General features: G+C 35.8%; 18 protein-coding genes and 3 pseudogenes. 11 read left to right on the top strand and 10 right to left on the bottom strand.

Going from position 1 to position 24,311, the window contains the following annotated elements; all coding sequences use genetic code 11:
- Positions 1–19: 19 nt before the first annotated feature.
- Entirely contained in the window at positions 20–1,000 is a 981-nt protein-coding gene (locus ACIQLB_RS09250; RefSeq protein ID WP_400724170.1) for a diaminopimelate dehydrogenase, read from the bottom strand.
- Positions 1,001–1,287: 287 nt separating this feature from the next.
- Here ACIQLB_RS09250 and ACIQLB_RS09245 point away from each other — a divergent pair, with 287 nt between their 5' ends.
- Positions 1,288–1,578 (top strand): hypothetical protein, encoded by a 291-nt coding sequence (locus ACIQLB_RS09245; protein ID WP_400724167.1) that lies wholly within the window; start codon positions 1,288–1,290, stop codon positions 1,576–1,578.
- A gap of 6 nt (positions 1,579–1,584) precedes the next feature.
- Here the strand turns inward: ACIQLB_RS09245 and yeiL are convergent, their stop codons facing one another.
- Positions 1,585–2,247 (bottom strand): transcriptional regulator YeiL, encoded by a 663-nt coding sequence (gene yeiL, locus ACIQLB_RS09240; protein ID WP_400724164.1) that lies wholly within the window; start codon positions 2,245–2,247, stop codon positions 1,585–1,587.
- Between the two features lie 101 nt (positions 2,248–2,348).
- Here yeiL and ACIQLB_RS09235 point away from each other — a divergent pair, with 101 nt between their 5' ends.
- Entirely contained in the window at positions 2,349–3,500 is a 1,152-nt protein-coding gene (locus tag ACIQLB_RS09235; protein WP_400724161.1) for an MFS transporter, read from the top strand.
- Positions 3,501–3,558: 58 nt separating this feature from the next.
- Here ACIQLB_RS09235 and ACIQLB_RS09230 read toward each other — a convergent pair whose 3' ends face one another.
- Positions 3,559–4,734: an oxalate decarboxylase family bicupin gene (locus ACIQLB_RS09230; RefSeq protein ID WP_400724667.1), complete on the bottom strand. Its 1,176-nt coding sequence runs from the start codon at positions 4,732–4,734 to the stop codon at positions 3,559–3,561.
- Positions 4,735–5,613: 879 nt separating this feature from the next.
- Positions 5,614–9,438 (bottom strand): S8 family serine peptidase, encoded by a 3,825-nt coding sequence (locus tag ACIQLB_RS09225; RefSeq protein ID WP_400724158.1) that lies wholly within the window; start codon positions 9,436–9,438, stop codon positions 5,614–5,616.
- A 709-nt stretch (positions 9,439–10,147) separates the two neighbouring features.
- Between ACIQLB_RS09225 and ACIQLB_RS09220 the strand changes: the two genes are divergently transcribed.
- From ACIQLB_RS09220 to ACIQLB_RS09195, 6 genes and pseudogenes are all read left to right on the top strand, one after another.
- On the top strand, positions 10,148–10,348 hold the full coding sequence (locus ACIQLB_RS09220; RefSeq protein ID WP_400724155.1) for a hypothetical protein: 201 nt from the start codon (positions 10,148–10,150) through the stop codon (positions 10,346–10,348).
- 1,012 nt (positions 10,349–11,360) lie between these two features.
- Positions 11,361–11,552, top strand: coding sequence for a hypothetical protein (locus tag ACIQLB_RS09215; RefSeq protein ID WP_400724152.1), 192 nt, complete (start codon positions 11,361–11,363; stop codon positions 11,550–11,552).
- A 549-nt stretch (positions 11,553–12,101) separates the two neighbouring features.
- The gene (locus ACIQLB_RS09210; protein WP_400724149.1) at positions 12,102–12,704 is read left to right on the top strand and encodes a CPBP family intramembrane glutamic endopeptidase; all 603 of its coding nucleotides are present in this window, start codon (positions 12,102–12,104) and stop codon (positions 12,702–12,704) included.
- Between the two features lie 372 nt (positions 12,705–13,076).
- The gene (locus ACIQLB_RS09205) at positions 13,077–13,493 is read left to right on the top strand and encodes a YjdF family protein (RefSeq protein WP_400724146.1); all 417 of its coding nucleotides are present in this window, start codon (positions 13,077–13,079) and stop codon (positions 13,491–13,493) included.
- 180 nt (positions 13,494–13,673) lie between these two features.
- Positions 13,674–14,093, top strand: coding sequence for an HXXEE domain-containing protein (locus ACIQLB_RS09200; protein ID WP_400724144.1), 420 nt, complete (start codon positions 13,674–13,676; stop codon positions 14,091–14,093).
- 444 nt (positions 14,094–14,537) lie between these two features.
- Positions 14,538–14,813: pseudogene (locus ACIQLB_RS09195) on the top strand (DDE-type integrase/transposase/recombinase); the annotation flags it as partial.
- 206 nt (positions 14,814–15,019) lie between these two features.
- Here ACIQLB_RS09195 and ACIQLB_RS09190 read toward each other — a convergent pair.
- On the bottom strand, positions 15,020–15,916 hold the full coding sequence (locus ACIQLB_RS09190) for a DegV family protein (protein ID WP_323646460.1): 897 nt from the start codon (positions 15,914–15,916) through the stop codon (positions 15,020–15,022).
- 167 nt (positions 15,917–16,083) lie between these two features.
- Here ACIQLB_RS09190 and ACIQLB_RS09185 point away from each other — a divergent pair.
- Positions 16,084–16,672: pseudogene (locus tag ACIQLB_RS09185) on the top strand (IS66 family transposase); the annotation flags it as partial.
- Between the two features lie 82 nt (positions 16,673–16,754).
- Here ACIQLB_RS09185 and ACIQLB_RS09175 read toward each other — a convergent pair.
- A complete protein-coding gene (locus ACIQLB_RS09175; protein ID WP_400724140.1) occupies positions 16,755–16,934 on the bottom strand; it encodes a hypothetical protein in 180 nt (59 codons plus the stop codon).
- A gap of 294 nt (positions 16,935–17,228) precedes the next feature.
- Positions 17,229–18,656, bottom strand: a complete 1,428-nt coding sequence (locus ACIQLB_RS09170; protein ID WP_400724137.1) for an aminotransferase-like domain-containing protein — start codon at positions 18,654–18,656, stop codon at positions 17,229–17,231.
- 389 nt (positions 18,657–19,045) lie between these two features.
- On the opposite strand from ACIQLB_RS09170, the gene ACIQLB_RS09165 reads away from it, so the two are divergent.
- Together ACIQLB_RS09165 and ACIQLB_RS09160 are read left to right on the top strand one after the other, a co-directional pair.
- Positions 19,046–19,648, top strand: a complete 603-nt coding sequence (locus ACIQLB_RS09165) for a LysE/ArgO family amino acid transporter (protein ID WP_400724134.1) — start codon at positions 19,046–19,048, stop codon at positions 19,646–19,648.
- 140 nt (positions 19,649–19,788) lie between these two features.
- Positions 19,789–20,774: pseudogene (locus ACIQLB_RS09160) on the top strand (IS3 family transposase); the annotation flags it as partial.
- 326 nt (positions 20,775–21,100) lie between these two features.
- Here ACIQLB_RS09160 and ACIQLB_RS09155 read toward each other — a convergent pair.
- The 3 genes from ACIQLB_RS09155 to ACIQLB_RS09145 form a co-directional block, all read right to left on the bottom strand.
- A complete protein-coding gene (locus ACIQLB_RS09155) occupies positions 21,101–21,568 on the bottom strand; it encodes a GNAT family N-acetyltransferase (protein ID WP_400724132.1) in 468 nt (155 codons plus the stop codon).
- A 259-nt stretch (positions 21,569–21,827) separates the two neighbouring features.
- On the bottom strand, positions 21,828–23,801 hold the full coding sequence (locus tag ACIQLB_RS09150) for a S9 family peptidase (RefSeq protein WP_400724129.1): 1,974 nt from the start codon (positions 23,799–23,801) through the stop codon (positions 21,828–21,830).
- Entirely contained in the window at positions 23,788–24,273 is a 486-nt protein-coding gene (locus ACIQLB_RS09145) for a DinB family protein (RefSeq protein WP_400724126.1), read from the bottom strand. Before ACIQLB_RS09145 ends, ACIQLB_RS09150 begins: the two co-directional genes overlap by 14 nt.
- Positions 24,274–24,311: the final 38 nt, after the last annotated feature.

The raw sequence follows: 24,311 nt of genomic DNA, 5'->3' as shown, positions 1-24,311 counted from the left end.
GTAGTTAAATAGTTTACTATTATAAAAGTTCTTTACGTAATTCAGCAGCTGATTTTGGTGATAACAGACCGAATGGGATATCGAATACTGTTTTAGCACCTTTGTCACCAGCTTGGTTTAAGCGATGTGCTGCACGAGCAAATGCTACTAGAACGCTAGACGTGAAGTTTGGATTACTTTCAAGCTTTAATGAGAATTCAAGAATTTGTTTTTCGTTAGCGCCGCTTTCACCACTGCGAATAACGAATCCACCGTGTGGCATGCCTGTATGGTTAGCTTTAAATTCTTCTTCAGAAATAAAGTTTACTGTTGTGTCATACTCGTCAAAATAGTTTGGCATCGTCACAATTTCTTGTTCAACTTTTGCAGCATCTGCACCTGCCTCAAGAACAACCCAGCATTCACGTGCATGTTTTTCACGCGTTGTCAGCTCAGGATTTTCACCGTTTCGCACACGGTCAACAGCTTCTTTAATTGGTAATGTGTATTGTACAGCATTGTTAACACCTTCGATGCGACGAATAGCATCTGAGTGACCTTGACTTAAACCGTCTCCCCAGAAAGTATAAGTTGTGCCTACTGGTAGAACTGTCTCCCCAAGTATACGATTTAATGAGAACAAACCTGGATCCCAACCAACTGAAATGACTGATACTTTACCAGATTTTTGTGCTTCTGCATCTACAGCCTCGAAGAACTCAGGAATTTTCGCATGTGTATCAAAGCTGTCAATTGTATTAAACCATTGTGCAAAGTGTGGTCCTTGCTCAGGTAAATCTGTTGCTGAGCCACCACATAAAATCATTACATCAATGTCATTTTGGAATTTTTCAGCATCATCCACTAAATATACGCTTGCATTACTTGCAATGTTTACAGTTGAAGGATCGCGACGTGTGAATACCGCTACTAATTCCATATCTGGATTTTGCGAGATAGCATACTCTACTCCGCGCCCTAAATTTCCATAACCTACAATACCTACTCGAATTGCACTCATTAAAAATTCCTCCTCACGATTACGTGACTCTGTAAAACCTTTCACGTTAAATCTAATTACAATAATACGTTTTGTTAGGAAAATTCACAATAGTTTGAGTACGTGTTTTTCTCTTGAAATTATACAAATTTTCTATGATTTTTATTCGTTAATGGCATGAATGCGGTTACATATTACTAATCTAATGAAATCACTAACCTTTAAGTTTTCGTTAAAGCCTTGTAAATGAAGACTATTCCGACCGCATGTCTTGTACAATAAAACTAACGACAAAGGGGGCATGTTGAATGAAAAGTAATTGTTATTCACCTAGCACAACATTGGAACAAGGAGAATTACTTGCTTGTCCATTCCAAAATGCACAAAAATCTGCTAAAACTCACATTGAAGCTGAGGCAAAGCACAAAAAATTTTCACCTAACAAACATCAATGTATAAGGGTTTTACCTTTTGGCGTTATAGACGAAACCCTAAATATCTCCGTAGAAAACCAACGAGTCGATGAGGTTAACTTCTACCATAGCGGCAAGGAAATCGCCCGCTGGTTGATTAAAAAAAGTGAATACAATAAGCTGTAGTATCCCTCAAAGTATCTCCTGTGCCAATTCGGAAAGACGCTTTTCATTGATAATGTGATAGCCATTCTTTCTCTTTTCTAAAATTTTTTCTTCGCAAAATTGTGCCAGTACATATAACAAATGCCTATAAGAAACCCCTAAATATTCGCAGATTTCCGTATGCTTTTCTTTATAGATTCCTTGATCTGACGAAAATTGAATAAATGCAGCAAGTCGATTTTCAAGTGGAAATGCTTGATTTTGTGTATATTTTGACGTCATTTTGAACGCCTTTTCCCCTAAAAACACACAAAGTTTACGTAAAAATAATACATCCGTGAGTAACTTTTCTTTGCAGGACTGTGTAATCGAAAAACAAATCGTCTCGGTTACTGCCTGAATCCCCTTCGTATATCTTGCCTCATTAAGCAACTCAATTTCACCCATAAAAAGTGGTGCTTCCAAGTAATCGATAAGCGAGACCTTACCATTTTTATGTGTCATATATAACTTCGCTTTTCCTTCAATCATGTAATATAGAGTATCCGGGAATGACCCTTCTTGAAAAATCCATTCACCTTTGTCAAACTTACATATTTCTAGAAATAGATCAATTTCAAAAGAAAAAAAACCATCTATTGGATATTTATCAAGATAGTATGAACGTTCCTCAGCTGTAAGAATATGCATTATTTTACTCTCTCCTTCAAAACAATGTGAGATATCTCACATTATTGTACCGATGAACGTGCTATTATTCAACTTAGTTAAATTGGAGGTACGGAAAATTTATGAACAATCAACGATGGCTTTCTCAAAATTTCTTTGCATTTTTCTTTACATGGGGTATTTTCTTACCTTACTGGACTGGTTGGCTTGTAGATGCCAAACATCTTACTGTCTCACAGGCTAGCGTCATAATGGGCTGCGGTCTTTTAGCACGAGCAACTTCAAATCTATTTTTATTCCCGACTCTTGCAAAATATGTAAATAACAAACGACTAACTACAATTCTGGCAATAGGTGCCCTAATCACAACTTTATTTTACATACCAAGCACGAGCTTTATCTCGCTTCTTATCGTTACCCTGTTATTTAGCGTTTTTTATCCAGCTCTGCTCCCTGCCGTTGAAAGTAGTGCAGCTACGCTCGTACAGCATGGAAATGTACACTATGGTAAAAGCCGCTCCTACGGTTCCCTTGGCTTTGTCATTGCAGTATTAATCATTAGTATGCTAACAGGTGCATTTGGCAATGAGGTGATCTTTTGGAGTATGGTGATCGGCCTAATCGGTATGCTGTTGATGCAGCAAATGGCTACACCAAAAGAGTTACTCGTTATACCGACGAAAGAACAACGGGCAAAATCATTGTCGATGAAAACATTATGGACTATTAAAGGCTTCCCTATTGTTTTATTAATCGTTATCCTATTGCAAGGCGCACACGCTTCTTATTACAGCTACGGCTATATTTATTTAGGTGATTTACATGTTGATCCATTCTATATGGGGATGATTATAAACATCGCCGTTCTTTGCGAAATTTTATACTTTATGAAGGCAGATACACTATTTAAAAAATGGCGCTCATCTTCCTTATTACTTTTAGCTGCAAGTGGTTCTTCGTTACGTTGGCTACTCATTTACTTATTCCCTAATGTTTGGGTATTTATCGCTTCTCAAACATTGCATGCATTTTCTTTTGCTCTCGCGCATTTCGCTTTTATTAGCTATTTAACAAAAACATTGCCGAAGGAGCAAATTCCAAATGCACAAGGACTTTACTCTGCATTAGCAATGGGATTAAGTACAGCGATCCTTACATTTTTAGGCGGCTATTTATACGATATTTCACCTGGACTATCATTTGCAGCAATGCTTATTTGTACTGTTCCAGCAATCGGTATTCTGCTTGCTACTAGAAATAAATATCAATATTAAAAACAAGCAGGTGGGAAAGATAAGATCTTTTATCTTTCCTACCTGCTTTTCTATATGCTCACCTTGGATAATAAGAAAATCCAGGATATTTTACAACCGGCCACTTTTCCTTTCTTAGTACGTTAAGAAGTTCTGGACCAACATTTAAATTGCTTTGTACTAGCTCAGATGGAGTAAGGGCCATCCATTGATTTAACGAAACATCCTGAAATCTATCACTTTTAAACATTTCAAGGAACCATAATGTCTCAGTACCGGTATTTTCAATATAGTGACCATTTGCAAACGGCACGTATCCCACATCTCCAGCACGATAATCGAATGTTCTCGCCACACCATTAGCTGCAAATACTGTCATACGCCCTTTTCCTTGTAGGTAATATTGCCATTCGTCATTATTCGGGTGCCAATGCAACTCTCTCATAGCACCAGGCTTAATCTCGACAAGTGCTGCGGCGATATTTTTAGAAATAGGAAAGTTTGTCGAATCCACAATTCTGACACTGCCACCAGGAGTTTTAATAGGAGTTTGGGCAAGCAGGCTATGTTTGAAGGTTTGGGGGACTGTACCGTATGGGGATTGTACTTTTTGTGTGTCTAGAGGTCCCGGAACCTTATCTTGATAAATATAGACCTGTTCTTTCGGGATATGTTTAAAAGCGCTAATCGGAACACCAAAATTGGAGGACAGCACATCTTTAGGAGTATGAGCAAACCAATCAGATATCGAAAATGTACTAAGATCTGAGAAATGCCCATCGTCAAACACCAGTAAAAATTCACAGCCATCTTCAAGACCCTGGATGGAGTGAGGAATTCCTGGTGGAAAATACCACAAATCCCCCGGTCCTACATCGGCAATAAAATTACGCCCATTTTGATCGACCGCTGTAATACGTGCATGACCAAGAAGCATATACGACCATTCTGCTTGTTGATGCCAATGCAGTTCACGTACCCCACCTGGTGTCAAACTCATATTGACACCTGCCAATGTAGTGGCAATTGGCAAATCACGAGCAGTAACTTCTCGAGACCAACCGCCATTTTTTAATACCATATGCGTATCAGAAAAAGAGAATTTTAAATTTGGTACAAGTCCAGCATCTGTTTTAGGAGGGACAAGCATATCTGGGTTTTCCAGATCTCTCATAATATCTCTCGGCCCTTTATCCACCCACCCCGCCCCATCTTTCCGAATAGGCTGTGGAACATAAGAATAGCCCTCTGGCATGTTCTCCAATGATTCACCTCTTCATAAAGAAATCGTTATATAATATATATGGATTCTTTACTTGGATTATTCTTTTCTCGAAAGCTTGCGCCCGAAAAGAACCGTTAAGTTGGATCTTTCATACCCATAGTAATCGCTAACCGTTTAACTTGGTGGCTCTTTCAATGTTTAGTAATAGCCTTTGTCATTTTGAAAATCTTTTTTTCACCATATTTACAGTTGGAATGTTATTAAACTCCTTTACATATATTTACTTCGGGATAGCTTACATTTTGCATCGCCCCAAACGTCATTGCAGTTTGCTATCCCATCATTATTTTAATTTCCCTCATATATTATTCAGTAGTATCCAAATTCCGCATTCATTTATGAAATAAACAAATGTAAGTTGATTCTCTTTTAAATCTGAGCTATAGCGTATACACGCTGCGGCTTTTATAAAGAAAAAATGAGGTGTTGAGCCGATGAATGGAGTATCTATTCCTGCGTTACTAAAGGCTGTCTTTATTTTCGTCAGTGGCATATTCAACAAATTTTAGTTTTAAAAAAGTTAGTGAAAAAATTAAAAAAATATATAAATTAAATTTTAGAGCGATTAGCTTTTATCTTAGGGTGACAACCTTCAAACGTATGTAAATAAATGAGGCTGGGACAAAAGTGTTTCAGCCAACAAAAATACCGAACTATCCAATGAAACGCTCATGAAGTGTTTCGGAATAGTTCGGTTTTTCTATTTATCGTGTTTTGTTAATTTAGAGATTATTCGGCTTTATGAAGGAACCATTTAGTTATGTCCCAGCCTCATTTTTTATGATTCTTTTCGTAACGATTGTTGTTTTATCTTGTCTTACCCAACTAACGGGGCAGTTTAAGATCAATTTATAACTCAACCTCGGTAACTTCATTATTATTTTTATTACCATTGCCATTGCCATTGCCATTGCCATTGCCATTACCATTGCCATTGCCATTGCCATTGCCATTGCCGTTACCATTACCATTGCCGTTGCCGTTGCCATTACCATTGCCATTGCCATTGCCATTGCCATTGCCATTGCCGTTGCCATTACCGTTACCATTACCGTTGTCATTCCCTGGCTTTACAACCAACACATCAAATGTTAGTGTGTGCTCACCATACGTTACCGTAATCGTCGTATTACCTTGACCTTTTCCTTTTACAGCCCCTGCTTTTACAGTAGCTATTTTATCATTCGCTATTTCGTAGGTTGCAAGCTTTGTAACATCTTTTTCTGTTGTTTTACCATCAAAAGTAGTTACTTCAGTAATTTTAACTGTAACTTCTTTACCTATTCTAGTTTCAACCTGAGCTTGGTCAATTTCTAGTGTTACTATTGGTTCTTTTACAACAGGTGCTTTAACTGTCACATTTATAGTAACTTTATTATCACCGTATGAAATAGTAATTGTAGTCGTGCCCTCACCTACTGCAGTTACTAATCCATTTACTATTGTTGCAACATTTTCATCTCCAACAACATAAGTAGCTTTTGAAGTTACGTCTTCCTCTGTTGCATCACCTTTTGCAGGCGTTGACGTTTCTGTTACCGTAAGTTGTGCAGTTTCTCCAGCTGTTAGGTCTAGCTTAGTTGGATTTACAGAAAGTGCTACTACTGGTTCTACTACTTCTTTTTCATATATCTTCGCTTCACCAACATTCCCGGCAGCGTCTTTAATTATTACTGATACAGCATTTGTTTCTGCTGTTACTGGGAATGTGAAGCTACCGTCTTGATTTAATTCAAAAACAACTGGTGCTTGTACTACGCCATTTACCGTCGAAATATAGGAAGCTTTTAATTTATCATTTAAATTGTAATTTAAACCGTATAAATATAACTCTTCATTGTAGTCGATATACTTATCTGTTACCTGTCCTGTAGCGACACCTTTAGCTACTGAACCAGTAATTTCTGGTTTAGTCGATTTCACGATAATTGGTCCAACATAACCGGAAACTACTCCTGATGCTGCAAGACCGGTGAAGTCAATTGTATATAGGCCATCTGGAATCGTTGTGGCAGGTGCTGTTCCCCATGGTTTGTACTGCCCACCAACATTCAGCGTATAAGAGCCTTTTCCTAGCGCAGTACCTGCATGTAGATAACCAATGTAGCCGTCTCCATATTCTCCACCTTCAGGATTCATAATATCCCAAAGCTCGATATAGTTAGTTGTTACATCTCCAGTTAATGTGAATGAAAGTACAGCTGAGTCTTTCACTCCATCTCCGTTAAAGGATAGGTCTGTTTCTGTAATCTTAAAATCTTTAATTTCAGTTTTTGCCGCGCCGCCTAAGTCAGCTGCGAATGGCAATGAAATTTCTGTAGCTCCGCCGCTGATGTTAATATACCCTAGTATTTCAGAGCCGTTTGGTGCCGTAGCTTGTGAAGCAGTTAATGTAATATTTAAAACTTGCTCACCATCTAGATTAAATGTCGGCTGATCTACTGTAACAGTTGCATCACCAAATGTTTTTGTTACATCAACTGATACGTTATAATTGCCGCCGTTCCCTTTAATATCTTTTACTAAAACTTGTTTCGTTACAGAAATATCTCGGTCTTTAAGTGATTGTGGACCGAAAGTAACTGTACCTTTCAAGTTTTCTGTAACTGCACCAGTTCCATCTAAAATTGCGCTATCAAGTGCATAGGCAAGAATTTCCGGATGAGCTGCTGCATAAGCATTTACACGCCCAGCACCCTGAGAAAACACATCGTATTTTGTTTTATCTATAACATTTGCGGTATTAGAAAGCGCCACTTTTACATCGAACGCGTTCCAATCAGGATTTGCTTGTTTAACTAATGCTGCAATACCTGCAATATGTGGTGTTGCCATAGAAGTTCCTGTTTTACGACCATATGCTTCCCCATAATCTGCATCAGGGAAATCTTTTTTATACATTGGAATCGTTGACATTATGTTTGTCCCAGGTGCACTTACATCTGGTTTAATATCAAAGTTTGGTGTAGATGGTCCACGTGAACTTGAATCGTTTACATCATCTCCTAGTGTCTTTGTGGAAGCAAATTTACTAAAGCTTACTTTTCCAATCCCGCTTGCTAATGCAGCGCGAATTGCAGCGCCATCCGTTTGTGACATATCAAATGTTGGCAGAAAATCAAATGAATCACCAAGGAATGTGCCTGAAATGTTCGGTGCATTCGTTCCACCAGCAAAGTTATGAATAATTGTTGCGACTGCTCCTTTTGCCTTTGCATTTGCAATTTTATCAACGAATGCGATACTGCCGCGAGAAATCAATGCCACTTTACCTTTTACATCAATTCCTTCAAAGTCTTTTACTTCCCCGTTTCCAGGAACAGCAACTAGGTCCAATTCTCCTTGAAGCTGTGTTGCTAAATTTTTCCCAAAAGTCGTTCCCATTAATGGAAGCTGTTTTGTTAAGTTGTAGTCGCCAACTGTAACATTCACTTCCCCGTTATACATTGTTTCAGGATTTGTTGTGTTACCAACAGCAATTCCTAAACGAGCAGTTGCAGGCGTGCCCATTGTTCCGCGATTTGGACCTTCGTTTCCTGTTGCAACTACTCCGATTGTTCCAGCCATCATTGCATTATTAATAGCAAATGAACCAGCATCCGTTTCAGAGTTAGCTCCCCCGCCAAGTGAAAGGTTGATAACGTCCATTTTTTCTTTTACAGCAGTTTCAATTGCTTTAACAATACCAGATGTAGCTCCACTTCCGTACGCCCCAAGAACACGGTAAGCATAAAGGTCTACTTTTGGAGCAATTCCTTTAATACCGAATTCGTTAGCTCCGATTGCTGCAATTGTTCCAGCAACATGTGTACCGTGAGAAGTATAGAACGCGCTGCCCTTTTCATTAAATTCAGGTGTCCCAGCTGGACGCTCCAAAGGCGATGTTTCCGATGCATCGTTATCTGCCCGAGGCTTCGTGTAAGTTGCTGAATTCGGAATGAAGTTTTTTCCACCTTTATAAACTCCAGCAAACTCAGGGTGATCTACATCAATACCAGTATCTAATACCGCTACTTTTATTCCTTGTCCTTCAAGTCCTTCCTTCCAAAGCTGTTCGATACCAAGGAAAGAATTACTTGTATTCATTTGAGCTTCTAATGGATCTTCTTTAATAAGTTCCGATGATTTCATCGTATTATCTTCTGATGCGGAAACAATTGCATCAGGTTCGATTAATGTAATTCCTTCTACTGTAAGCAGTTTCGGGAGATCATTTGCTTTTACATTTGCCGCAAAACCGTTTAAAACAGTATCAAATGTGTACCCTTGAGTCATCTGAACATTTTTAGCAGCTAACTCTTCTTTAACTTCTGCTTGTTGTGCTTTTACAGTTGAACGAACTTCATTTGCTTGGGCTTTAGAGAATTCTTCGCCTTTGGCTTCGCTCAGTCCTTGCTCTAGTGCCACTGGCTTTTCAGATAAATGAATGATGACTGCAACATCTTGATTGCCTGATACATTTTGTAAGCTTTCGTGAAGAGTTGGACCATCTTTAGACAAGCTTAGCTGTTCAGCGATAGCTGCCTTTAGTTGAATTATACTTTCACTTTGACTACCCTGCTTGAATGGTTTCGATTCTTCAGCACTAGCACTCGACAATGGAACCAATAGAGAAAGCACCATAACGAAAGCTAGAATACTACTTAAGAACTTCGTAAACTTAAACTTTTTCAAATCTCATTTCCCCTTCCGCTTTTAATTGTCACACTTTTCAGTTTAATGTGATATTTCCAATTTATCACAAATGGACTGATCCGAATATCTTAATATTTAAATATTCTAAATTATTGATAATTAGTATCGATTTATCAAATATAGATTAAATCTATCTTCCTAGTAATTTAATAAAAAAGTAGAACTTTCAAACGAGAAATTACTTACAGTAATTCATTAATTTTTTCAATTAATCCTATCAAGGCAGCAGTTGTAGGTACAGTCGGAGGTGTAGTTGCTTATAGAAAATTAGGAGGGCAGTAAGAAGAGTGATTGGAGGGGATGTCTTAAATGTTTAATTTCTTGATATTCCAACATACGATGAAACTAAAAATGCATATGAAAAGATGATAGATATATTTAAAGATTAAAAAGTAAGATAGGAACAAAATTACATGATTGTGAAGAAATACACTTAAAGTAACGGAGGCTTTACTAGAAGATCATTGAGTTGCATATGCAGCTCTTTTTTTCTTATTGAATTAACGGGGCTGGTTAGACCAGACTCTATAAGTGACTAATTATCTTCTATTCCTATACCCTTATATAAGATTAAATCGTTCTATTTTCGTTTAATATTCATATTGTTCGTTAGTTTGCTGTAGCGTAGGATGCCACCGAGGCTTTTTTTATGATAAAATTTACATATATTACATAACGAGGTGATAATATGGAAATCGAAAAATTAGTTTGTAAGGCTTGTGGTAGTGATTCCTTCGCACAAGGTGAATTAGGTGGATCTATGGCAAAAGTAAAACCCATTAAGCTCGATATGCTCCATTTTTCGAGTTCACCACTAATTTTGACTATTTGTACGAATTGTGGGGAAGTAGCTTCAATGAAAGTTAAGAAAGTTGATAAGTTTAAATAGTCTCTTATAGTTAAATATTGGGTCACATCTACTCGAGTGACTCTTTATTAGTTTCTTTCCTCTAAATGTTCATTAGAATGTCTTCCCTAATAGTGGACGTGGCTCAATTTAGATTTATAAATCCCAGAATGTGAAAAATAATTTATATAAATTCGTTAAGCAAAAAAAGGAAGTGTATCGTAATGAATATAAATTTGTTGTCATTCTTAATGTCTTTATGTTGTATAATTTTTTTCATCATAATAAGCACTAGCTCAACAAATTTAAATAGTTTTTTTATCTCACACTTTCAGTTCCATCCATTGAGCGTTGTATTACTATTAACAATACTTTCTTTTTTCTTGGCCCTAATAGGAATGAAGGATGTAAAAAATTTGGTTACCCTTATTGGGGGCATTGTTTCGATGGTTCTAACGTTAATACTCACTGGAATAATTGGTTATATACTATTCATTGGGAACTTATTAACTTAGATGGTTTTTTAAACTCTTCTAATGTGAAATTGCACACACCTGGATTAAAAATGAACAAACTATCCATTATTTTCGCAGTAATCGGTGCTGTTCTATTGAGTTTCACTTACATTTATTCAATTAACTTTGAAGTTCTTATGATATCTGGATTCGGTTTATTATTTATAAGTTTATTGTTAAGTCTTGGCGCTGTGTTTAAAAGAGAACAGGGAAAACTCAAGTTTTTGCCTGTCCAAACATTTTTCATTTGTAGTTTCATCATTACTTGCTATGAACCATTTCAAATTGTAAGATTACTTACTTGGATTAAAAATTAAATATTTTGAAATGAACTTCAAAAGCACTATAAGGAACTGTTTTAGCCTAATAGCACTGAAAACAGCCTTCCAGCCCCATCTGAGCAAGAATATAATAACCTTTTTTTCTTTCGATCTTAGCCAATTTGGCAATATATGAATTTGAATAATATTTAGCTAACATAATAATAACCACAGTTAAATAAAATCCGTTCCATATGTAAAAAATAGGAGGTGGATAACATGCATTATTTCCAAATTTTTTTCCTTACTTTATTTTTAAGTGTCATCAGCTTTTTGGCTTTAGCCGCAGCAGGATTCCTTAATTATATAGAAGGTCTAATAATGTCTATTGGGCTAATAATAGTTGCTTTACTTTCTATTATTATTAGCTTATTAGTGAGCACTAATAAACAATTGAAAAAGAGAGTGTAAAATATTTTTTGTTTGAATAAAAAAACGACAAAAAAGGAAGACCTTATCTTGGTAGAATTAATTCACCATAACCAATCAGGTCTTCCCTAATTTGGATTTAGGCTATACTTTTAGGATAGTGAGTTTTTAGCTGTCGCGAGTTTCATAATAGCAACTAGAAATAATGCTATACGGTGCAATAAAATCTTCATTATTAAATGAAAATACGCTATACCATTGATACATAATAAGGATATATTTCACTATAGTAATTTATCGCATCTTTGGATATATCCTACAAAAAACAGTTCAAAACTTAAGTATTTCCTCTTGTGTAATTTACCCCACTAGCACAGATAACAGTCTTTCTTAGGATTCCCTATAACCCCTGTCTTAACATTTCGCTCTCATAACTAATTCTGGAATATATGAATATGAATTCCTTTACTAACCTCATTTTTTTCTTAAAAAAGACGATTTATCGGAAAAGTAGTAGAGATTGCATTTTTCGCAAAAATATTATGGTAAAATATCTCTTTATTCTTTAATCATCAAGAAAGAAGGATAGATATGGAGAAAGACAAATCAAAAAAGACACAGAAGGATTTTAGCCCGAAAGATGCTATTTTTGCATTCTCTTCTTTTACATTCGTTTGTGTAGCTATCATTTTCGCTCTTATCGTTTATGATGTATTCACAATACAAAATTTTCTATCATTTGACCAACCATTCACAATGGTATTGAGCGTTATTCTCGCTTCATTCGGTCTACTTTCGTTTGGCGTAATATTAACATTGTATATTCCCTCGAAATACATAGACGAAACTAACAAAAGCTATCAAAACTATTCGTTGTTAAGTATTGTTGCCTTTATGTTTATAGGGGCGTTATTTGAAGAAATTTTGTTTAGAGGAATTATTCAAAATTTACTTCTAGTATTTCTAGAACACCAATGGTCTGCAATTATCATAACAACTTTATTGTTTATAGGGATGCATACTCAATACTTCAAAAAACCTATAATGTTAATTAATATAACCGTTCAAAGTTTAATTTTCGGATGGATTTATTTTGAAACAAACAATATTTTAGTACCTTTTCTTGTACATTTTTTGATGAATATCGGAATGACACTATTATTCAAATACAATTTAATAAGAGTTAAACATTAAAACGGATCGTGTAGATATACACGAAATTAATGAGACTTGTCGACGCAATAGCTTGGCAAATTCTTATCAACAATTGGTACATGTCAGATTTTTCACTTGAATTATTCTTTACTCAAAAGGTTACGCCCGAAAAGAGCCACCAAGATCTAATACTATTATTGCATTCAATCATAAATCATTTATATTCCTTGTTACTGTTTATAGCGGGATCATAAATTTTCCATTACAAATAATAACAAATCGTTTATAATACTACTTGAATGAAAAAACACGATTCGGTTGGTAGTCCGGATGCATCATAAATATGATGTCAGTAACCTTCCCCTCCTCGGGATGTCCGTCATTCGATTTTAATATGAGGAGGGACCTACTATGAAACTAACCATTTTTTATGATGGCCAATTTTATATAGGGCTAATAGAAAACATTTCCGAAAACAAATACAAAGCATACAAGTATACTTTCGGGAATGAACCAAAAGATCAAGAAGTCTTTGATTTTGTAAATAATAATTTGTTGGATTTTATCAAAAATAATGATAAATATGATGGAATACCTATCCAACAAGTTAAAATGAAGAAAATCAACCCTAAAAGGCTTCAAAGAAAAGTTGCAAAAGAACTAAGAAATCCAAGTATCACCTCTAAGGCCGAAGAAGCTATAAAAGCAGAATTGGCACTTAGAAAAAAAGAAAAATCTGTTACCTGTAAACGACTTAAAGAAGAACGCAAAGAATATATTCGGAATATCAAAGTTCAAAAGTCTAAAAATAAACATAAAGGTAGGTAATATTATTCTTTTTACTGGCAACTATTGTTGTCAGTTTTTTTATTAGGGATTAACACACAATTTCTTTTGAAAAATTTTCATATTGTACAATACATTCGGACAGATTCATTAACATTTCTTGTAATTAATGCTAATGTTAAAATACACATTATTATATTACTACTGTGGAGGGTACGTTGAATGTTCCAGATAGAATTACATAACGCACTATGGCTTTTTGTTATTATTTTTATGCTCCATGATTTTGAAGAGATAATAACTGTTGAAAACTGGTCTCAGAAAACAAATCATTTAATTAAAAATACAAATAATAATTTGAAACTACTAATTTGGAAGTTTTGGAATATCAATTCACATTCTTTTGCTAAAAGAGATGTATTTATTTTTCTAGTAACCTCAAGTATTGTATTTTTAAAAGTTCAATTTATAGATAATAATTGGACTGCAATCTTATTTATATCTTTTCTATGTTTCGTTCTCTTACATAATCTCATACATATCATACAAACAATCATTTTAAAGACATATACTCCTGGTCTTTATACAGCAATTTTTCTTGTTACTCCCTATTCTGTTTATCTTTTAAACAGATTAATTTAAGTCTTTTAATAAATTTTGTACCGTAGGCAATTTACCTGCCCTACGGTATTTCCATCTACCTTTTTTTGATAATCTCAAGTAAGATTTTTATCCTTTTTCCAATTCTCCATAGCATCTTGCGGATCGTATATATATCCAGCTTTAACGAGAACTTTTCGATGCAATAGCTGATTATATCATGGCAAAAAAAGAGACAACTTTAGGCTACATCTAGAAATTTTATCTCCCACCTTCACTAGTGCTGTCGCATCTTTACGTAAAAGTGGGAGACTTCTTTCGGAGAGAAGTTAATTTTGACCAAATTTGTCTACCGTCTAATCTACTAAAAAAGAACCCCCTATAATTGTGCTAATAACCAGCTATCATGCAACCATTTTTCGGTTATCCGACCACCTTCCCATTTAATGCCTTGCTCAAATGTCATTATTTTTTCATCAGGACCGAAAAATTGTAGCGCAAACAATTGATTCTACACAAGATACGTCATTCGTTTTGGATACTTTATATCAATTACCTGATTTACCGCAAGGCTGCATCTTGCATAGCGATCAAGGTTCTGTGTACACATCATATGCGTATCAAAAATCAGTCAAAGAAAAAGGAATTACCATAAGCATGTCCCGCAAAGGCACGCCCACTGATAATTCCCCAATTGAAACGTTCTATCTCGACGGAATCTACCGCACGACAAATGCGCATATGATTCAAATCGTCGAAGACTAAATTACCTATAATAACAATATCCGTATTCAAACAAAATTTAACAGCCAGTCCCCCATACCTGAATGAAAACACTGCTATCATTCAAAAAATAACGTTACATCTGCCAGTTTACTTAAGCTAAAATGCTCTCTGACTGTATAATAGTTGGTTTATAGGAATTTCGCAACTTCATGTACCTACAATAATTTAGATTACAATTATGTTTATATAGTAACTAATTCAGCTTTCTTTTTCTTAAGTGGTGCAAGCTCTGGTAGACGTACCCAACTTAAACCAAGCGTTCCTTCACCTGCATGAACCGCTACACAAGCACTTAGTGGTAATACGGAGAAGTTTATGAGCGGATATTCGTTCTCTAAAGCTTTTTTCCAAGCGGTTGCGCCTTCTTCATCATTACAGTGAATAATTGCAACTTCAGGGATAATACTTTTTTCTAGATCTGTATTTAAAACATTTTGTACATATGTTTTAGCTCTAGTCGTAGCGCGTACTTTTTCTTTCATAACGGGCTTCCCATCTTCAAATGATATGACAACTTTAATATTCAACAAGTTACTTAAAAATGCTTGAGTCCCTGAAACTCGACCACTTTTATGTAATTGTGATAAGTTAGCCGGAATAAATGAAAGCTCACTGTTATCTGCCATCTCATTGATTCTTTCAACAATATAGCCAGGTTCAAAACCTTCACGCTCTAACTGCTGACCGAGTTTAATCATTTTCATCATCGGAAATGACCCGATTTTTGAATCCACTGGATATACTTCAAATTCAGCTTGACCAGCTGCTGTGAAAGTGCTTTGATAAGTGCCCGAAAGATGTTGAGAGGTATGAATTGCAATTGCACATGTATACCCTTGTTCTTTTAATGATTTATATAAGTCTACAACTTCACCAATAGCAGGTTGTGATGTCTTTGGATTTTTTTTAGCATTTCGTAGCTTTTCGTAAAACTGATCATGTGTCATATCAACAGTTTCGCGTAAAGCCCCTTCTTCGAACACTATATTAAGTGGTAATACGTGAATTTGATTGTCCTGTATGAACTTTTCATCTAACAATGCTGCTGTATCTGTAACCCATGCAATTTTCTTTCCCATTTAAAAGTAATCCCCTTCATCTATCGTAGAATATTATTCATTTTATCTTATGCAACTATACACAGATAAGATCATCATGAGTAGTGATATTTATAATACTGTATTTATTTTTTTGCAATCTTCGACATTATTTCGACAATAATTGCGATAAAAATAGCATTTTATAAGCATACGGTAAGCTATCTAATATTTCATTCGCTAATTGTTGGGCGCATATACGACGTTATTGGCTGAAAGCCGATAGCAAAAATGGGAAAATCGGCTTGGATTACTGTGATCAACTATATCGCTTAGAACGGCAATATAAGCATCTCTCACCAGGAAAGCGTCGTAAAGCACAGCAAAAGCAATCAAAACCGATTGTCGAAAAGTTTCAGGAATGGGTAGATAAATCGCCTTTCTTCGGAAAAAACACCTTAGATAAAGTTTCCAAAAACACATTAAATCGTGTACATGGGTTAAAAGTTTCTCTGTTCGATGGTCGGATTGGAATTGATAATAATCCAGTTGAAAATCCGATTCGTCCTAATGTGATTGGCCGAAAGAACTGGCGTTTTTCTGTGAGTGAAGCTGGTGCTAAAGCGAATGCACTGCTTGAGTCTGGCTGAAACAGCAAAAGCGAATGGTATCGATTTCTATCAATATTTAGTTAAACTAATGATGGAGCTGCCGAATTTACCGATCCATCAGCAACCCCAAATTTTAAATAAATACATGCCTTGGTCGAAAAATATCCAAGCCACATGTGCAAAATAGCCATCTATTCGAAAAAAATTTCAGATAGATGGACATTCGTAGTGCGGTCCGGAAAGGTGCGCATATTTTTTATATTTCGGGCTTACCCTGTAACCGTTAAAGCCTCATTATTCACTGTAATAACTTCATCATGTGGGCGAATCCAATGATTTTCTAATGGATCAAATAATCCACTTTGAATTTTGTTCAGAAACACTTTAACCAGTTCCTCTGTTCTTTTTTCAGAGGGAAGTTGTTGATTGGAAGCAAAACGCTGATCCATCCATGTAATTCCTACGATTTTGTGACTCTCTTGTTCAATTGTAAAGGAATAATGTTCCCCTTCTAGACCGTTATTGAGTAAATCAGATTTTTAGGCTTTACTCTCGATGCGGCTGCTAAAAAAGTTGAAACCCGTATGAAAAATATAAACGAAGTATTTTTTAAATTGGCGAATTCGTCGTCGGAGAAAGATGATATTATCGAATAATTTATATATTCTTCTTATTATTTTAAGAATGAAAAGTCCCCATCGTGATTACACAATGGGGACTTTTTTTAGAATCTACCTAAAAGTTTATTTCTTCTTTCTTACAATCTCAAATAGGATATTTAATCCTTTTTCCAACTCTTCCTCCGTTGCATAGGCATATGATAATCGAATATGCTGCGTATCTTGAGGATCGTAAATATAGCCAGGATTAATGAGGACTTGTCGTTGTAATAGTTTGGTAAATAACTCTTTATCAACGATCGGCTCATGAAACTTTAGCCAAATATAAAAGCCCCCTTTTGGCTTAACCCAATTAGCAATTTCCGTAAATTTCTTTTGTAATATACCCTCAACAAAATTGGCTCTCCGTAATAATTCTTTCCGCAAACACTTAATATACCTTTCATACTTCCCTGATTGCAGCCAATGCAGCACAATTTCCTGTGAAATTGCGCTTGAACCGTAATCTGTTTGCATTTTTATATCTGCTAACCGCTCAATCACTGTTGTTGGACCGATTAACCAGCCGATTCTTAGTCCTGGACTTAATGTTTTCGAAACACTCCCAATATAAAGGACTTGCCCGCTATCATCCATTGATTTAATTGGAGATGTCGCCGCTTCAAAGAGCAATTCATGATAGACGTCATCCTCAATGATGGGGATGCGAGACGCTTTACACGCTTGATAAAGTTGTTTTTTTTCAAGCGACGTCCATACCCCACCAGTCGGATTGTTTAAAGTAGGAACAGCATAAAATACAGCCTGCCTTTTTCTTTTCCGCTGAGCAAATGTTTGCGCGAGCTGTTCATCACGATCGATAGCCATCATTTGCATACCCACAGACTGGAAAGGGTGGACTGAATTTAAATATGACGTCTGTTCCTGGAATACGATTGACCCCTGCTCAAGTAGTCCAACAGCAATGAGCTGCAATGCTTGAAGTGCACCAGATACAATACAAACATTTTGCGGCTTTGTATGGATCCCTCTTTTTTTCACGTATTCACAAATCGCTTCTCGAAGTTTATCGCTACCCTGTGGTGATGAATAACCTAAAGCTTTCGGCTGCAAAGAGAGTTCTTTCAATGACGCTTCAATTTCAGCAGTCGGTAATAAACTTGGTGCAAGCTCTCCAGTTCCCAATCGAATGACATCATCGCGCTGCTCGTATTCATTGATTAATTGAATGGTATGATAATTGGGCTTATGGAGACTTGTGTCTATGTACTTTTGCCAATTTGGTTGTGTTTGTGTAATGAATGAATCCCATGAATTTTGTGCTACATAAATACCTGATCCTACTTTCGATTCCAATATTCCTGCTGCTTTTAACTCTTCTAATGCCTGCTGAACAGTACTACGATTGACCCCAAACTGCATAGCTAGCTGTCTTTGTGTCGGTAGCTTTGTTCCTGCCACCCAATCTCCCCGTTCTATATGCTCAGTAATCCACTGAATAATTTGCTGCTGTAATGTCATTTCTCCCTGTCTACTTGGCTGCCAGCTCATCCATATCACCTCAAACATATCAATTTTGCCTCGGCATAACTGCGTCCGGAACCGGCTTTGTGCTTAGTGCAGGTCAGTTAGCCGTTATCGCATGGATGCGATGATCTTAGGCTAACATCCTTTATGAACTCCTTTCCGATTCCGTGACATCCGCCGTAGGCTTTAGGCCAACACGATGTTGGTCACTCAGTCGTGTGTTGCTGTCGCTGCGCTTTCGCACAGATAAATTGCCACAGGACGTGGCGTTCTTAGACTGAGTTCCTCTCTTTCAGATGGTGTCCAAACACCCGCTGAAAGTAATTAAAATTGGGTGGCTAAAAAACCATCCAATTGGTCGTTTTCTTTTAGTTATAACATATCTAAAATGTTTAGTGAAAGGAGGAATTTCATTGGAAGCATTTTTACATGGAATGATTTTAGCATTTGGACTTATTTTGCCCTTAGGCGTACAAAATGTCTTTGTCTTTTCTCAAGGTGCAACTCAGCCACATCTAGTTCGTGCCTTACCCGCCAGCATCACTGCCTCAATTTGTGATACGCTTTTAATATTGCTTGCGATATTTGGTTTATCTATAATCGTGTTGCAATTTGAGTGGTTACGGATCGCCTTGATGAGTGGTGGGATACTTTTCTTACTTTATATGGGCTATACAATTTGGCGCTCAAACCAGGCATCTGCCGATAATAACGAAGCACTTCCTGTTAAAAAACAAATTTTATTTGCGGTTTCTGTCTCTCTCTTAAATCCACATGCCATTTTAGATACAATAGGCGTTATCGGAACGAGTGCTTTAAAATATAGTGGAACGGAGCAAATGTTGTTCACTGCAGCATGTGTTTTGATTTCTTGGTTGTGGTTTTTCGGTCTTATCATTGCTGGAGCATCCTTGAAAAGAGTTGATAGCTCCGGGAAGCTTATGAATATTTTTAATAAATGCTCAGCGATTTTTATTTGGGGAACCGCTCTCTATATTGTTAGTGGTTTAATGTAATCTATTAAACGCTCAGGATACTGGTTTTTATTAAAAGCCAAGAATTTAAACTGTACCCTATAAGATAGACACTTTGAAAAAAGTCTATCCTATAGGGTACTTTTGTTTATAATGAGAAAAAAGATGTCGGAGCGGAATAAATGACGAAAAGATTATTTACTAAAAAAGAGCAAGAACAACTAAAGTGTAATCCTAATGTCCAAGCTATTAGTGATAAAGCGATTACTTATACTGAGGAATTTAAACGCCATTTTATTGCAGAAAATGAAAAAGGAAAACTCCCAAGAACGATTTTTGAAGAGGCTGGTTTAGATGTTGAACTGATTGGTTTGAAGCGCATTAGTTCAGCGGGAAAGCGTTGGCGTGCAGCTTATCGTACAACTGGAGTAGCTGGTCTACAAGATACACGGAAAACGAATTCAGGTCGTCCATCAGAACGGGAATTAAGTTTAGAAGAAAAAATTGCACGATTAGAAGCGAAAAATAGATTATTACAAGCGGAGAATGAACTTTTAAAAAAGCTCGATCTACTCGAAAGGCAGATGTTAAAGAAGAAATAACAATCGCAACGGAACTAAAGTTTGAATTAATCAGTAAAACGATTCAAAAATATAAACTAAAACGTTTAGTAAGCTATCTATGTGAAATCATGGGCGTATCACGTTCAGGTTACTATAATTATTTCACAGAGAAATCAATGCAAAAGCGTGCAGCATATGAATTAGCAGATGAAGCAACCAAAGAAATCATTTTAAAAGCGTATCATTTCCGAGGACGTAGAAAAGGTGCACGTCAGATTAAAATGACGTTAGAAAATCAATATGGAATTACATATAACTTAAAACGTATTCGCCGCATTATGAAGAAATTTGAGATTATATGCCCAATTCGAAAAGCGAATCCGGCACGTAGAATGGCCAAAGCAACAAAAGAACATCGTACATGTCCAAATGAATTACAGCGTAACTTTAAACAAGGTGTAGCAGGAAAAGTATTATTAACAGATCTCACGTATTTGACGTATGGAAACGGCAAACGTGCTTATTTATCAACGATTAAGGACGCTGAAACAAACGAAATTTTAGCGTATGAAGTATCTGCTTCTTTAAGTATGGATATACTTTCGATTTGTGGATGTATATGAGTGGTATCAGCAAGACAATACAGTTCTATTAAGAAGTAAAGGGTTTCCCATACCAAAAAGTCATCATCTAATTTAAATAACACCTCAATGACATTAGGAATGTAGTTAAACGCTTCTTCGGGTGACATTCCTTTTGTTATTGATTCGAAAGAATTACTAAAATACCACTCGTCATTATCTAATTTATCTTCCCATCCCATATATATTTCTACTTACGCTAGTTCAATAAAGAAAAAGAGAGCTGCCTACGCAACTCAATGATTGTTAATTAACGCATGTGTTAGTTCAATAAGATACTAGAATTTAATCTAATTTTTTACAAATAAAACTCTGTCTTGAATTGGTCCGTCATAGTCTGTATTTACTGATAGACCATTAACAATTCTATCTCCATTTTCAATTTCAAAACCCATCTTGGTATGATAGGCAATCGAAACTTTGTTGACAGGTGACGTTACACATCGAACAATACTTCGATTATTTTGCTTTACCGCATTAAAAAATTTATTGTATAATTGGTTTCCAATATTATGCTTTCTGTAGTCAGGATGAACTCCAACAAAATGAATATACGCCTCATTTGCATGAGTTTGAGAAAGGAATCCTATTAGAAAACCAACAAGTTTACCATCCTTTTCTGCAATGAAACTTGTTTGTGTAAAATGGTCGAAGAATAATTTTGGTAACATATCAGACATATTCCTACCACCCCACCACTCATTGATTAAAGGTGAAATTACATAGTAGTCTGAACCTTTAACTGAACGAATTTCCATTTTAATCCCCCTATTTATGTAAAAATCTATTTAGACTAATATTAACATCAAAGCAAATTTTATAGTATTCTTTATGCAAATAAACTACACTTTTAGCACAAGAAGCGACTGCTCTAATTGAACAATCGCCCCCGTTATTCAAAGTACATTCCTTCACAATTTCTTTAAGCTTAGCGGAGGCAAGCAAAGCACTCTTTACTTTAGGAACAATTCTTCGCAAAGCTTCCTTTTGTATCTTGTGAGGATATCCATCTATTAATCATAAAACCCTAAAGTCTTTCATACTTTCTCCAACAATATAGTGTGAAAACCACATTAAATTCTGCTTCATAATAGCCACATTAATTCCTGGCTGGTCAGAACTATACGCCATTCCTTTAAATATAATTAATTCTGTATCAACTTCCATATCCTTTAATCCTTGATATAGCTCATATGCATTTGGAATTGGTACTCTTGCATCCTTTTCGCCATGTTGGATTAAAGTGGGCGTACAGGCTGATTGAATATATGTCATTGGTGATGTTTTAGTATAGATCTCTGGATCATTCCATGGCGTATTGCCTAAATACATCCTAATAAAGTAAGGGATATCTGTATTTACATAATGGCTACTCCAATTAGTAATTCCACCACCAACGGAAATAGCTTTAAATCTACTACTAAATGTAGAACAGAAAGCTGATATATATCCACCGTTGCTCCATCCCATAACCCCTACTCTATCTTTATCTGCAATCCCTTTGTCAACTAGTTTATCCACTCCAGATATAACATCATCGTAGTTAGCAATTCCCAATTTTCTATAGTTTGCTTTTAAGAATTCTTTACCATAACCAGAACTTCCCCTGTAGTTTGGTTCTAAAACGATAAAGCCTTTTTCGATAAACTGTTCAATAGGATATTTCTCATTAAAACAGTCTGAAAATATTGAAAATGATGCCCAAGCTGGACCACCATGGATTACCACTAATAAAGGATATTTTTTATTTGCGTCAAACTCAACTGGGGTTGATAAAACTCCCTCTATGTCAAGACCATCACTACTTTGCCATGAGATTATTTCCCTGTTACTTTTAAGCTTTCCTTTGAAAAAGCTATTTTCATTCGTTATTTTTTTATCGTCTAAATAGATTTCAAAGGTTTCATTTGTTATAGCCTTATTATAGGATATATAATTTCCATCCCTTGTTATAGAAGCATCCATAATAAAGCTATCCACTTTTTTGCTTAACATTTCCACAGTGCCATTCTCAGATAACAACCCAATAAGATAATTAGTTTTATTCTGCCATCTAATTAAAATTCCTTTAGCTGTCCACCGTAATGGAATAACCGTACTATCAAAATCTGTTAAAGGTTGAATTAGCTCTCCAGTATTAATATCGTAGATCTCTAGTGTATTGTCTTGTATATGGGTCTTATAGTAATCCTTCTCCCTTATGCTTGCTGCGTAACATATTTTGCTGCCTTCAGGAGAAAAGCAAACGCTCCCTCCCAACAACTTATCTATATTCATCTTTTGTAATTCTCCAGCTTTAATATCTAGTATGTAGAGATCTCCCTTAATAAAATCTCCCATATTTGGACTTGGTGTAGCCATTAATACAACCTTTTTCCCACAATTTGAAATATCAAATTCATGGACATGAAAATCCTTACCATCAGTTAGTTGATAAACAATGCTATTTTCGTGTTCATCTTTATCCTTTTGTATCACTTTTTCTATTTCAATGTAATATAAACAATTATTCTGGTATTCCTTACCTATATGATGGAAATCTCCGTATAGTTCTCTACGTTTCTTTATCGCCTCAGATTCTTTTGACTGTGCAACATAATAAAAACCCTTGCCAGTAGGCTCCCATTTGAATTTACTGACTCCTTCTTTCTCATCAGTGATTTGAACCCCACTATAACCATCTATGGACTTAACAAAGATCTGATTTTTCTTATTTTCCTCGTCACCAACTGGGCTAAGGTATGCGATAGCTCTAGAGTCTGGAGACCATAATGGGTATGTACTATCTATATCCCTAGTTGTTAATGGGTAACACTGCCCCTTATCTTTTTCATATATCCATACATGATTCCTATATTTATTGTCTTTCCAGTTAGCTGTCTTCTTGACAAATGCTACGTTTTTGCCATCATCACTTATGTTTGTACCTGATAAGGTTGGTAATGAAATAATCTCTTCTATACTTAGATAAGTTTTTTCATTCATTTTCATTAATAACCCCCCTCGTTAACTCTCTTCCAATAAAGTTAGCAGGTACAGGGCTTAGTTCTAATTCTCTTGCCCAAACAGAAAGTTGACCTATGTGGTGAATTTCGTGAGTAATTATATGGTGTAATATTTCATCAAAAGTATATTTCTCTTCATCCCAAGAAACACTGACTAGTTTTTCTTTTAAACCGCCTAAATCTGTTTTTATAAATTCAGCTATTTCATTTCGTGATTTATCTGAAAGTGATTTAACCTTTTCAAGTGTATTATGATCAGCAAACTGAAATACTACATCTTCCTTGCCTTGAATACCACGAATCCAACTATATTCCACATCAATTATGTGAAAAAGTGTATACAATATATTTCCTACTCCACCCCTGCGGTCTTTTAACAACTCTTTAATTGTCAGTTGATTGCACCAGTCAAACCATTCATCTCTTACCTGCCAGTTGTATTCAAAGAATTTAATCATTGTAAGCACCCCAATCTAGCTTAATACATTATATTTCG

Origin of the sequence: Lysinibacillus sp. NPDC092081 (assembly GCF_044755845.1) — a bacterium.
Lineage (GTDB): Bacteria > Bacillota > Bacilli > Bacillales_A > Planococcaceae > Lysinibacillus.
The sequence above is the reverse complement of the archived record's forward strand: the minus strand, read 5'-3'. Positions and strand labels throughout refer to the sequence as shown.